Here is a 12,785-nt window from a genome sequence, read left to right as displayed (position 1 = left end):
TGCGAATATTACAAACTAACGTACAATAGAGGGAACAGAATGCGGGTTAGTTGCCTGGACTGTCCTGTCCCGTTGTTTTTTCCCGGTTTACGTTTTGCCAGCTTCCTGGCGGTTTTGTATTGATGAGAGATTGCCAAGGCGCGGTCAAAAGGCGATAGATGAAGTTTGATTTCCATTCCCATACCAAGGCCTCCGATGGTGACCTGACTCCGAGTGAACTGGTGGGTCGTGCCCGTAATCAGGGGCTGGCGGTGCTGGCCATTACCGATCACGACACCACCGACGCCCTGGAGGAAGCGCACCGGGCGGCGGCGGGAACCGGATTGACCATCATCGACGGGGTGGAGATCTCGGCGCGTTGGCACAGTTTCGACATCCACATCGTCGGGCTGGGCATCAATCCGGCCGAGCCGGCAATGGTGGAACTGCTGGCGCAGCAGCGTCAGCGCCGTGAGGCCAGGGCGCTGGAGATCGGCGTGCGGTTGGCGAAGCGGGGCATCGACGGGGTCTATGAGGAGGCCAAACGCAAGGCTGGTAATGGTGCGGTCGGCCGTGGTCATTTCGCCAAGGTACTGATGGACCGGGGACTGGTCAGCCAACAACAGGCGGCCTTCGATAAGTATTTAGGCAAGGGCAAGGCCGGTTACGTGCCCAATAACTGGTGTGACATCGAGACCGCCGTGGCGGTGATTCACCAGGCGGGGGGGCTGGCGGTGCTTGCCCACCCTTGCCGCTATCGTCTCTCCAACAAATGGCTGCGCAAGCTGTTGGCGCTGTTTGCCGAGGTGGGAGGGGATGGCATGGAGGTGGTGTTGTGTCAGCAGCCACCTCAGGAGCGACAATTTTTAGCCCAACTGTGCCAGGAGCACGGTTTGCTGGCTTCGGTCGGTAGTGATTTTCATCAACCGGGCCGTTGGATTGAACTGGGAAGGCATCTGCATCTGCCGGATCTTCCCGGTGTCTGGCAACGGCTTGGCCTGGAGGAAGTATGAGTCAGTTTTTTTATGTACACCCTGAAACCCCGCAGACCCGGCTGGTCAGCCAGGCTGTGGCCATCATTCGCAACGGCGGCGTGGTGGTGTATCCCACCGATTCCGGTTACGCCATCGGTTGCCTGATTGGCAATAAAAAGGCGCTGGAACAGATCTGCCGCATTCGTCAGATCAACAGTGACCACAACTTTACCCTGGTGTGCCGGGATCTGTCGGAGTTGTCTCTGTACGCCAAAGTGGACAATCAGGCGTACCGGTTGCTGCGCAACAATACCCCGGGGGCCTATACCTTTATCTTCAAAGGCACCAAAGAGGTACCGCGCCGGTTGTTGAATGACAAGCGTAAGACCATCGGCATTCGCATTCCCGACAACGCCATTGCCCTGGCGTTGCTGGAAGCGCTGGGTGAGCCGCTGATGTCCAGCACCCTGATTTTGCCAGGGAAAGAGTTCGCCGAGTCGGATCCGGAAGAGATTCGTGACCGTTTGGAACACCAGGTGGATCTGATCATTCACGGCGGTTACCTCAGTGAAAGCCCGACCACGGTGGTGGATTGCAGCGACGATGACGTGGTTGTGGTTCGTGAAGGGGCGGGGGATTCGACTCCGTTTTTATAGTATGGTTAGCTTTTTACCCCCAAATACCTATAATAGCGGCGTTTGCTATGAGCATGATCTGATATGACTCAAGCCCCATTAACGGTTCAGCCTCCTCTGCCCCTTGCCGTGGTTCGCGGCAAGCCAATGGTGGAGTTGCCTGCGGATCTGTACATTCCGCCAGATGCCCTCGAGGTTATTCTCGAAGCATTTGAGGGACCGTTAGACCTGCTGCTGTACCTCATTCGTCGTCATAAACTGGATATTGTGGATCTCCCCGTGTTTGAGATCACGCGTCAGTATATGGACTACATTGCACTGATGGATCAGATGCAGATGGAGCTGGCGGGGGAGTACCTGGTGATGGCCGCGACGCTGGCGGAGGTAAAATCCCGGTTGCTGCTGCCCAAACCGGCTACCGAAGAGGGGGAGGAAGACGACCCCAGGATGGTGCTGATTCGCCAGCTTCAGGCCTACGAGGTGCTGAAGCAGGCGGCCGAGCAGATGGAGCAACTGCCTCGGCTGGAGCGCGAACACTGGGTGGCTCAGGCGGCCCGTGCCGCTAACCTGGTGCCCCAGGTGGTGCCGCCCCAGGTAGAGCTGGACGAGTTGGTGTCGGCGCTGCGGGGCATGCTGGCTAAAGCGGAGTTGTTTGAGCAGCACCAGGTGGCGCGCGAGGCCCTGTCGACCCGGGAGCGGATGAGCCACATCCTGAGTCAATTGGGACCGGAACGTTTTACGCCCTTCGTGGCTCTGTTTACGCCCGAAGAGGGGCGCGCCGGTGTGGTGGTGTCGTTTTTGGCGATACTGGAGTTGTCGAAAGAGCGCTTAGTTGAGATTCAACAGGCACAGCCTGACAGTGCCATCTACGTGAGAGCCCGAGCATGAGTCGTATTAATGACACTCAGTTAAAGCAGTTGATTGAGGCGGCGTTGTTTGTGGCAGATGCACCGATGTCTGCCAAGGGGTTGCGCCAGAGTGTGCTGGCCAGCCTGCAGGTCAGCCTGGGGCGCATCAACGAGGTGCTGGACGAGCTGGAAGGCGATTACGCCGGTCGAGGCATTAATCTGGTCAAGGTGGCCGGTGGTTACCGGTTCCAGAGCAACCAGGATCTGAGCGCCCATTTAAGTGCCCTGTGGCAGGAGAAAGCGCCCCGTTACTCCAGGGCGCTGCTGGAAACTCTGGCTCTGATTGCCTATCGGCAACCGGTGACTCGGGGACAGATTGAAAAAATTCGTGGGGTGGCGGTGAGTTCCAATATTATCCGCACCCTGACAGAACGAGATTGGGTTAAGGTAGTGGGACATAAGGAGGTGCCGGGACGGCCCGCCCTCTATGCGACTACCGATGCATTTTTGCAGTATTTTAGCCTGGAGAGTCTGGCACAGTTGCCGGCATTGAGTGATGAAGGTGCCATCGAGGCCCTGCTCGATACCGGCAAAAGCGCAGACTCCGTACATTAAAGAAGAGATTTGATGAGCGAAAAGCTACAGAAGGTGTTGGCTCGAGCTGGCCACGGTTCCCGTCGTGAGATGGAAGCTGTGATTGAGGCCGGTCGAGTAAGTGTGAATGGCAGTGTCGCCAAGCTGGGCGATAGGGTTGAGACCGGTAGCGATGCTCTGATTCGGGTTGACGGCCACCTGGTGTCCATTCAGGCTGAAAATGAAGTGATTTGCCGAGTGCTGGCGTACTACAAGCCGGAAGGCGAACTCTGTACCCGCACCGACCCGCAGGGGCGGCCGACGGTGTTCGATCGTTTGCCTAAAGTGCGCGGCAGTCGCTGGGTGGCCGTGGGGCGCCTGGACATCAACACCTCAGGATTACTGCTGTTTACCACTGACGGTGAACTGGCCAACCGGCTGATGCACCCGTCTCGGGAAGTGGAGCGGGAGTACGCCGTACGGGTCTTTGGCGAAGTCACCGAGCAGAATCTGCAGGCGCTGCGCACCGGTGTTGAGCTGGAAGACGGTCCGGCTCGGTTTAAGCGACTGATTGCCGCGGGCGGCGAAGGCCTTAACCACTGGTACCACGCCATCCTCAGTGAAGGGCGTAACCGTGAAGTGCGCCGGTTGTGGGAAAGTCAGGGGATGCAAGTGTCTCGCCTGATGCGTATCCGCTACGGTGACATCACGCTGCCGAAAGGCCTGCCTCGCGGCGGTTGGGTAGAGCTGCAACTGGACCAGGTTAACTACCTGCGCAAGTTGGTGGACCTGGGCACCGAGTCCCGCACCCTGATGGATAAGGACAAGCAGGCGGCTCGACGTCAGAACAAGATTAAGACCGGTAAGATTCGCCGTGCCGTTAAGAAGCATCGCCCGGCGAAGGGGCCGAAGCGCTAAGCGCAAGCCAATAAAAAACCAGCCAAGTGGCTGGTTTTTTTGTGCCTGTGACCGGGATTAGTCGATGATGTGGCTGTGGGCCAGCATCTCTTCATAGTCACTGGCGCTCATGGGGCGGGCAAACAGGAACCCCTGGCCCTGATAGCAGCCGCATTCCAAGAGCCGCATTACCTGGGAGTTGCTCTCTACCCCTTCGGCAATCAGTTGCAACTGCAGTGACCGTGCCAGCTCGCCGATGGTGTTGATGATCTTGCGATCCTTGGCATCGGTTTCGATGGCGTCGATGAACTTCTTATCCAGCTTGATCTTATTGATGGGCAGATCTTTGAGCAGGGCAAACGACGAGTAGCCGGTACCAAAGTCGTCGATGGCGATGCTGACCCCCATCTCCTGCAGACCACTGAGAATGGCGGCCACTTCGGTTGGGCTCTTGATCAGTGAGTTTTCGGTGATCTCCAGCTCCAGCCTGTCTGGCTGAATCTGGTAGGTATCGAGGCAGGTACTGACCAGCCCCAGTAGGTCGCCTTTCTCCAGCTGCGCCGAAGAGATATTAATGGCCAGCTTGACGTTGATGCCTTTCTGTTGCCACTGCGCCAACTGCTTACAGCCCCGCTCCAGTACGTAACGATCCAGCTCCAGTATCAGGCTGCTCTCCTCGGCTACCGGAATGAACTCCACCGGAGGAATTCGTCCTTTGACCGGATGGTACCAGCGCACCAGGGCTTCGGTGCCGATGATGTCACCGCTGACCAGCGAGTTTTGCGGCTGATACTCCAGATGCAGCCCGCCTTGATCCAACGCGTTGCGCAGCTCGTTCTCCAGATCCAGTTTGCTGTAGAACAGGTGGGATTCACTTTCGTCAAAGAACTTGTAGCTGGAGCCACCGCTGTTCTTGGCCAGGTACATGGAGATGTCGGCGTTTTTCAGCAGGGTTTCCGCGTCTTCGCCGTCATTGGGGTACAGGCAGATGCCGATGCTCAGGCCGATGTAGAAGTTCTTGCCCTTGAGGGTAAAGTGCTCCTTAAAGGCATTGATGGCCCGCTGGGCGATCTGTTCTATCTGATGTTTATCCTGATAGTCCTCAATGAGGATGGAGAACTCGTCGCCACCGATGCGGGCGATGAAGTCATCGCTTCTTAACGAGGTTTTGAGTCGCGAGGCCGCCAGCTTCAACAACTGATCGCCGTAGTCGTGGCCGAGGCTGTCGTTGATGGTCTTGAATTTATCCAGGTCGATGAACATCAACGCCAGTTGCTGATGGCCACTGGCGGCGGCGATGGATTGCTTGATTCGCTGTTGAAACGACGCCCGGTTGGGCATGCCGGTGAGCTGATCGTAGTAGGCCTGGTAGGTGATCTTACGCTCGGCGGCCACCTGGCTGGTGACGTCCAGCATGGAGCCGAAGATGGCGGTTTCGCCGCGATATTCGGTGGTCACGCAGTAAAACTCCAGGTGTTTGGTGACCCCGGCTTTGTTGAAGCAGCGCACTCGCTGGTGCAGATGCTGGCTGTCCCGCTCGTTATTGGGGCTTTCCACCGTGCTGGGATCGTCCAGCCATTCCTGAATGCGCAGGTAGTCCTGATGATGAATCAGCTCCGACAGATCCTTGATGGCGAACAGTTCATCGGCGCTGTAACCCAAGGTGTTGCACATGGTGGGGTTGGTGTAGGTAAAGCGGCCGTGGACGATGATAAAGATGCCGGTCAGTGAGCGTTCCGACAGCTCGCGAAACTGCAGTTCCGAGTCTTGCAGAGCCTTGGTTTTTTGTGCCACCAGCAGCTCCAGTTGCCGCTTGGCGGTGCTCTGTTGCCAGGCCCAGAAGCTCATCAGGGTGGCGGTTACCAGGCCACACAGGAAGATAAACAGCGCCGAGATCGGGGTCTGCTGTTGCAGTTTGGATTCGGCCCTGAGCTCACAGCTGAGGCCATCGACGGTGAAGCTGCGTTTGAGGCCCTTTTCCACCGGGTCGCCGCTGTTGTTGTACACATGCTTGGCGATGACGTTGCCGCAATAGAGGCTGTAGTTGATGGTGTCGTTGGCGAGGATATCCAGTCCACTGAGCATCTTGCTGTCGCCAAAGCGCATCACCGCATTGATGTAGCCCCAGAACCGCTCGCCGTCGGCCGGCGTCAGTGGCGGATTTTCCGCGTTGTCCGAGACGAAAATCGGCTGGCTCAGCACCAGGCCAGTGCCGCCGGCGTACAGGGTATAGGGACCGCCCATCACCGCCTTTCGCAGTCGCCTTGCCTCGCGGCTGGAGAGGGTGTCGCTGGTGTCGTGGCCAATGGCATTGTTGCTGATCTGCGGGTAGACCGCCCAGATGCGCCCCCCCGGGGCAATATCCAGGCTGAGGACGCTGGGGTTATTCTGCAGCACCAGATAGGCCAGTGATTGAAACCGCTGCTTGAGGTCGGGCTGTTGGTGGTGCTGCTGGATGGAGGACGCGGCCAGGTAGATGGCCGAGTGAATCTTGGCGACCTCGGAGACCATGCGTTCTTCGGCACTGCTGAGGAAGTCGTAGATCTGGTTGCGTTGCTTGTCGGTCTCGTAGTTTTCGATGGTCTTGGCGGCGCTGATGGTCAGGGCCAGGGTAAAGATAAAGATGGCCGAAGCTGCCACGGCGCCATAAAGAGGTTTGAGGCCGGAGTCCGAGCGCTTGCTGTTCCGTTTGGCTGCAGAGGGAAGGGGGGCAGCATTATTCCATTTCATTGGCTCAAAAGGGCTCTGTCTATAGGGGCATCATAACGGGGCATCTAGTGTGTCACGACCTGGCGTCGGTTTCATCATTAAACCCTCTTAAGTCAGGCTATTATAATGAATTCGTTACAGAGTGCTTATGAATGCGGCAAAGGTTTGGCCAGTATTGCGCCCTGTCTTAAAAAAAACGGGCTGAATGTGATCAGCCCGCGCCTGGAATTAGGGGTGCCGTGACGGCTATTTTGGCTGAGCGTCGATGCTCTGGCCATTAACCTCGAGGCTGTCATCGCCCATCAGGTACAGGTACAGCGGCATCAGTTCCTGTGGCGTCTTCAGGGTTTCCGGGTTTTCGGCCGGGTAGGCCAGGGCGCGCATCTTGGTGCGGGTTGCGCCGGGGTTGATGCAGTTGACCCGAATCTGGGTGTCGTCCAGTTCATCGGCCCACACTTGCATCATCCCTTCGGTGGCAAACTTGGAGATGGCGTAGGGGCCCCAGAATGCCCGGCCTTTGCGACCCACGCCGGAAGAGGTAAAGATGATGGAGCCGGCATTTTGCTGCCGGAACAAGCGCATCAGTGCCTTGGTCATCACGAACTGAGCGGTCAGGTTTACCTGCATCACCTCATTGAACATCTCGGTGGAGACCTGTTCCAAGGGGGTCAGGCTGCCGAGCATACCGGCGTTGTGCAGCACGCCGTCGAGGCGGCCGAACTGGCCTTCGATGGTGTCGGCCATGTCGATGTAGTTCTGCTCGGTGGCGCCCTGCATATCCAGCGGAATGATCGCCGCTTGTGGTGCGCCAAGGGCTTCAATTTCGTCGTACACCGCTTCCAGCTTGTTGACGCTGCGGCCAAGTAAAATCACGGTGGCACCGTGGGCCGCGTAGGTCAGGGCAGCCTGACGGCCAATGCCGTCTCCGGCGCCGGTGACCAGGATTACCTTGTCAGTAAGCAGATCTTTTTTGGGGCTGTAATCCAACATCCTTTAACGCCATCCTTTTTTTGTAATACGCGTCATTTGTGGCTTTGCGGCGGCGGCAAACAGTTGTTTTAAACATTTGATTGCTTTGTTAGGACCGCAGAACCGGCTGCTCGTTGCAAAAATGTAGCTAAGTTATGGTTTTTGCGTTACTTTGAAATAGGTCGCAATCGGCATATAGAGCGTCATATTCGCCAGAATCGCGCCTATTGTGACGAAATTAATTACGGAAAACAAAACTAATACTCACGGTCGCAGACCTGTTCAGCCCTTAATCCCTTGGGGGCAGCCGTGGGTTACAACAAGGATTGGGGAGAGAAAATGAGACGACTGCTGGTTAGTACTGCCGTCCTGTCGGCTTTGGCACTGTCAGGCTGTAACGGAGACAGCTACAACGACGACGTGAACAACGCCAAACCGATTCCAGTTTCAGCCCGTGTGGCCTTTGATCCGGCAAATGGTGTGCTGCCTTTGCCGAATGACCTGTTGTTCCTGGGGACTCCCGACGGAACCTTGCAGATTCCCGATGAAGTGGCCGCCGGCGATACGCCGGATTACACCGATCCTATGGTCGCCCTGGGCGCACTGGATGGCTGGTCCACCACGCAGCCGATTCAGCTAAACATCGAACTGCCGGAAGGCTTAACCATTGACGCCACCAGCGTGGCCCAGGCCGGTGCCGTACGGGTGTTCTCCGTGACTCTGGGCGGCGCCCTGTCGCCGGATGCCGAGTGCAGCGCCGCGCCGTCACTGAGCGTGTGTAAGGTGGGCGAGGAGCTGGTTTGGGGCAGCGACTTTGTTACCGCCGTATCCGGCAACACCGTGATTGCCCAGCCGCTGAAGCCGCTGCCAGCCACCAGTGGATACCTGTACATCACCACCGATCTGCTGCAGGACTCTGACGGCCGCCAGTTGCAAGCATCGGAAACCTATAAACAGCTGAAGTTAGATATTAATACCAAGCCACTGCCGGAAGGGAGCTCTCGGGACCTGCAGGCGCTGGTCAACAACTACGAAGGCAGCCTGGCCGCCGGATTTGGTGTCGACCCGGACAGCATCACCTACAGTGGGGTCTACACCACTCAATCGGTGTTTGACGTACTGGAGATCACCAAGCAACTGGTGGTGTCTCCCGCCGCCGAGCACGCGCCATTTAAACCAGTCTGGACCGCACCGCCGATGCCAGCTGGTACCGCCGCCAACTATTTGCCGCTGACACCGGCCGACGGTGTCGCCTATCTGTTGGCCGACGCCACCGACGTATTTAAGGCCGAACTGACTCTGCCTTACTACCTGACCGCGCCGACGCCGGCGGACCCGACCATCTCCAGCACCTGGCGTGCTCTGGGGGACAGCCCGTTGGCGGTGCTGCAGGCGCTGCAGGCGGGCACCCTGACGCTGGAGAAGTTCTCTGAGCAAGTGGTGGCCTGTGGTCGCGATCCGGTGGAAGCGATCTCCAACCCGGCCGAGATTGTCGGTTGTACCATCCTTGCCGACGACGGCAGCGATCTGGATGTGCAGCAGCACCTGACCCGCTTCAACCCGGTACCGGCTCCGAAGTCGGCACAGACGGTACCTGTGCTGATGACCATGCCAAATGCGGCCAAGTTGGCGGCGCTGGGCATTACCGTGTCCAAGCCGGCCACCGGCTGGCCCTTGAGCATGGCGCTGCACGGATTGAGCGCCACCAAGGAGACCACCCTGGCCAATTCCGGCGCCATGTCGGCGGCGGGCCTGGCTACCATTGCCATCGACATGCCGCTGCACGGTGAGCGTGGCTTTGATTTCAATGGCGACGGCGTGTACGAGATCAGCGCCAGTGACCCGAGTTTTGGGCCGCAGTTTGCCAATGGTTCCGGTTTGGTGTTCATCAACATCAGCAGCGGTTTGACCGTACGGGATAACTTCCGTCAAGCGCTGATTGACCACCTGGCAGTGCGGGCGGCAGTCACTGGCATGGTCATGGCCGAAGTGGGAGCCGGCGGTGCGCCGACCTATGATTTGACCAAGGTCACCATGCAGGGGCTGAGCCTGGGTGCCATTACCGGTGCCGACCTGACCACCTACGCCAACCTGCCGATCGACGGCGTTCCGGCCGAGATGAACCCTTACACCATTCAGGCGGCGTCGCTGTCGGCGCCGGCCGCCGGTCTGGCCGGAGTGTTTGCCGGCAGTGCCACTTTTGGCCCGTTGTTAGTGAATGAGCTGATTAAGGTGCTGGCGGAGGAAGCCGGCGTACCGGTTCCCGAGCCGGGTACGCCTGAATACGAAGCCTTTGCCAAACAGGTGCAGGAGGAGGTGATTCCGCTGCTGATGTTCTCGATTCAGACTCAGATTGAGGCGATTGATCCCATCAACCATGCGGCGGCCCTGGCGTCAACCAATGCCAAGGTGCACGTGCAGGAGATCGTTGGCGACGGCGACACCAACCTGCCGGACCAGGTGCTGCCCAATACCGTGGCCGGTGCGCCTCTGTCGGGAACCGAGCCTCTGATTGCCGCCATCGGCCTGGGCTGTGTGGATGAAACTCTGCAGGGGGCCGACGCCAGTGGTGCGGTGCGCTTTAGCAAGGGCCACCACGGTTCGCTGCTGAGCCCCAACGAGATCCCCGGCGTGACCGACGGCGTCAATGCCGCCGCGACTACGGCTGAAATGCAGGCTCAGGTGGCCGAATTTGCGGCCAGCCTGGGGATGTCGTTGCCGGTGAGCAACGACGTGGTGACTCAGCCTTGTCCCTGAACTGAGTAAACTCTGAACAGGACCCAGCCAAGGCTGGGTCTTTTTTTTGGATTCGTTATAGAATAAGGGCCAAACAAAGCTAGGGAGCTGATTTTGGAGTTTTTATTTGAGTACGGCCTGTTTTTAGCAAAGGCCCTGACCCTGGTGGTAGCCGTGGTGGCGATCATTTTGGTGGCGGCCCAGGTCGGGCGCTCGCAGCGTGGCCAGAAGGGCGAGCTGCAGGTCACCTGTCTGTCGGACCAGTTGGAAGACTATCAGCATCACCTCGAGGGTGCGCTGCTGACTAAGGAGCAACTGAAGGCCAAAGAGAAGGCGGAGAAGAAAGCCGAAAAGGCCCGCCAGAAAGAGGAGAAAGCCAACGTCGATAAGCCCCGCGATGGCCGGGTGTTTGTGTTGGACTTTAAAGCCGGCATCGAGGCGTCCGAGGTGGTCAGTCTGCGAGAGGAGATCAGTGCCTTGCTGACGGTGGCCGACAAGCAGGATCAGGTGCTGGTGCGACTGGAGAGTGGCGGTGGCATGGTGCATGCCTATGGCCTGGCATCCAGTCAACTGGCGCGGCTGCGGGAGGCGGGCATTCCGCTGACCATCGCGGTGGATAAGGTGGCGGCCAGCGGTGGCTACATGATGGCCTGTGTGGCGGACCACATTGTGGCGGCACCGTTCTCCATCATCGGCTCTATCGGTGTCATTGCCCAGCTTCCTAATTTCAATAAGCTTCTGAAAAAGAGCAACATTGAGTTTGAACAGCACACCGCCGGTGAGTTTAAGCGCACCCTGACCATGTTTGGTGAAAACACCGACTCGGCTAGAGAGAAGTTCCGCGAGGAGCTGGAAGAGACCCACGGTCTGTTCAAGGACTTCATCGGCCGCTATCGCCCCGAGCTGGATCTGGGTAAGGTGGCCACCGGCGAACACTGGTTTGCGACTCAGGCGTTGGACCTGGGGCTGGTGGATAAGCTGAGCACCTCCGACGACTGGCTGATGAAACAGGCCAAGGACAAAGAGGTACTGAAGTTAAGCTATGTGATCAAAAAGAACCTGGCCAATCGCTTCGGCCGCGGCGCTTCCGAAGCGCTGGAAGCGGTGACCATGAAGCTGGCGGAGCTGAATCAGCGCTCGCGAGTGTAGCTTCAATCCCCCTAAAAAAAGGTTCATCGCGCATTACCGGGAAAAGCGGCTCGTATCTTCAAGAAGAAGTAGTCGCTATCCCGGTATCCGTAGGCCATGCGTTTGATGACCTTTATCTTGTTGTTCATCCCCTCCAGCTTGCAGGTATGCAGCCGATAAGTCGCTGAGGCGACGATGCCTTTGAGGTAAGGTTTGAGCTTCCTGGCGAAGCGGATTAGCGGCTCTATACCGCTCTCGGTGACCTGCTGCCACCACAGTTGCCACTGGTTCAGAGCAACATCGGGACTGTCGGCATACCACAACTCCTTCAGTTGCTCTCGCATCAGGTACACAACCATCAGCGACCGGTTCTCGGCTAGCAACTCCTCCAGATAGGCATGTTGCTTGCCGGTCATGTTCTCCCGATTCTTCAGCAACACCCAACGACCTCGCTTCACCCTTCTTCTGGCCGGTTTGTCCTGCTTCAGCTCGTTGGCTCGGTCTACCCGAACCCGGTCCACCACTTCCCGGCCATACTTGGCCACCACATGGAACAGGTCATAGACCACTTCGGCGTTTGGACAGTGCATAGCCACCTCCAGGTCGAAGGCGGTATTCATATCCATGGCCACCGCTTCGATGTACTGGCAGTGCTCCCCCAACTGTAGGAAGAACGGCCGTATTGCTTCTCGACTACGGCCCTCGCCGACCCACAGCACCTGATGGGTATCGGCATCAGCGATGACCGTGGCGTAGCGGTGGCCCTTGAACAGGGCAAACTCGTCCATGACCAAACGCCGCACCTGGCTCCAGTCAGGTTCCATCACCTCTCGGGTCAGGCGCCGCATATCCAGGCGCTTGAGGGTGTGCCAGTGCAAACCAGTCAGCTCGTTAACGTGCTTGATGGGCATCAGCTTAAGCAAGTGTTCGATGTAATGAATCAGCAGATTGGTCTGCCGCGCATGGGGTTCAAGCCAGGAGAGGCTCTCGGTAGTTACTCCACAACCAGAGCAGCGAAGTCGGCGTAGCGGCAGCGATAGCAGGGTGCGATAGCCAAGAATGTCTCGCTCCTGGACAGTGCGCGAGGAAACATCATGGACCTGAGTGACTGGCTGGCCACAGTGACATCGACCGGGGCTCGTAGGGGTCAAATGGATGGTAAGAGTGTCGTGGTGGAGCTCAGTATGAGTGGGGGAAAACCCTTCCCACAGTGAGACAGGCAAGGTAAGCTTCGGCATCGAGAACGGCTGGTTGGTTATTGGGTTTGTTTGGCGACTACACAATAACCTTTCCAGCCGTTCTCGTATCTAGTTCCCGCTAATCTGCGAAGAACCAAA

10 protein-coding genes are annotated in these 12,785 nt (G+C 58.0%); 7 read left to right on the top strand and 3 right to left on the bottom strand.

All coding sequences use genetic code 11. From position 1 onward, the window contains the following. The first annotated feature begins 158 nt into the window (after positions 1 to 158). The 5 genes from rnm (at position 159) to rluB (ending at position 3,927) form a co-directional block, all read left to right on the top strand. Positions 159 to 992: an RNase RNM gene (gene rnm / locus H598_RS0110390; protein ID WP_028112965.1), complete on the top strand. Its 834-nt coding sequence runs from the start codon at positions 159 to 161 to the stop codon at positions 990 to 992. Then, positions 989 to 1,609, top strand: a complete 621-nt coding sequence (locus H598_RS0110385; RefSeq protein ID WP_028112964.1) for an L-threonylcarbamoyladenylate synthase — start codon at positions 989 to 991, stop codon at positions 1,607 to 1,609. Before rnm ends, H598_RS0110385 begins: the two co-directional genes overlap by 4 nt. Positions 1,610 to 1,672: 63 nt before the next feature. Beyond that, positions 1,673 to 2,476 carry a segregation and condensation protein A gene (locus tag H598_RS0110380; RefSeq protein WP_028112963.1) on the top strand — a complete coding sequence of 268 codons (804 nt, stop codon included), beginning with the start codon at positions 1,673 to 1,675 and terminating at the stop codon, positions 2,474 to 2,476. Next, a complete protein-coding gene (gene scpB, locus H598_RS0110375) occupies positions 2,473 to 3,051 on the top strand; it encodes an SMC-Scp complex subunit ScpB (RefSeq protein ID WP_028112962.1) in 579 nt (192 codons plus the stop codon). Before H598_RS0110380 ends, scpB begins: the two co-directional genes overlap by 4 nt. Before the next feature lie 12 nt (positions 3,052 to 3,063). Continuing rightward, on the top strand, positions 3,064 to 3,927 hold the full coding sequence (gene rluB, locus H598_RS0110370; RefSeq protein ID WP_028112961.1) for a 23S rRNA pseudouridine(2605) synthase RluB: 864 nt from the start codon (positions 3,064 to 3,066) through the stop codon (positions 3,925 to 3,927). A 57-nt stretch (positions 3,928 to 3,984) separates the two neighbouring features. On the opposite strand, the gene H598_RS25535 is transcribed toward rluB, so the two are convergent. Both H598_RS25535 and H598_RS0110360 read right to left on the bottom strand, forming a co-directional pair. After that, the gene (locus H598_RS25535) at positions 3,985 to 6,636 is read right to left on the bottom strand and encodes a bifunctional diguanylate cyclase/phosphodiesterase (protein ID WP_051252655.1); all 2,652 of its coding nucleotides are present in this window, start codon (positions 6,634 to 6,636) and stop codon (positions 3,985 to 3,987) included. Between the two features lie 225 nt (positions 6,637 to 6,861). Continuing rightward, positions 6,862 to 7,605: a YciK family oxidoreductase gene (locus H598_RS0110360; RefSeq protein WP_156896996.1), complete on the bottom strand. Its 744-nt coding sequence runs from the start codon at positions 7,603 to 7,605 to the stop codon at positions 6,862 to 6,864. Positions 7,606 to 7,923: 318 nt separating this feature from the next. On the opposite strand from H598_RS0110360, the gene H598_RS0110355 reads away from it, so the two are divergent. Then, positions 7,924 to 10,341: a VolA/Pla-1 family phospholipase gene (locus H598_RS0110355; protein ID WP_028112959.1), complete on the top strand. Its 2,418-nt coding sequence runs from the start codon at positions 7,924 to 7,926 to the stop codon at positions 10,339 to 10,341. 93 nt (positions 10,342 to 10,434) lie between these two features. Beyond that, positions 10,435 to 11,469, top strand: coding sequence for a protease SohB (gene sohB / locus H598_RS0110350; protein WP_028112958.1), 1,035 nt, complete (start codon positions 10,435 to 10,437; stop codon positions 11,467 to 11,469). 23 nt (positions 11,470 to 11,492) lie between these two features. On the opposite strand, the gene H598_RS0110345 is transcribed toward sohB, so the two are convergent. Further along, positions 11,493 to 12,686, bottom strand: coding sequence for an ISL3 family transposase (locus H598_RS0110345; protein ID WP_028112189.1), 1,194 nt, complete (start codon positions 12,684 to 12,686; stop codon positions 11,493 to 11,495). Positions 12,687 to 12,785 lie beyond the last annotated feature (99 nt).

It is taken from the genome of Ferrimonas kyonanensis DSM 18153, assembly GCF_000425405.1.
GTDB lineage: Bacteria > Pseudomonadota > Gammaproteobacteria > Enterobacterales > Shewanellaceae > Ferrimonas > Ferrimonas kyonanensis.
Note: the sequence above shows the minus strand (reverse complement) of the source record. Positions and strands in the feature narration are given on the sequence as shown.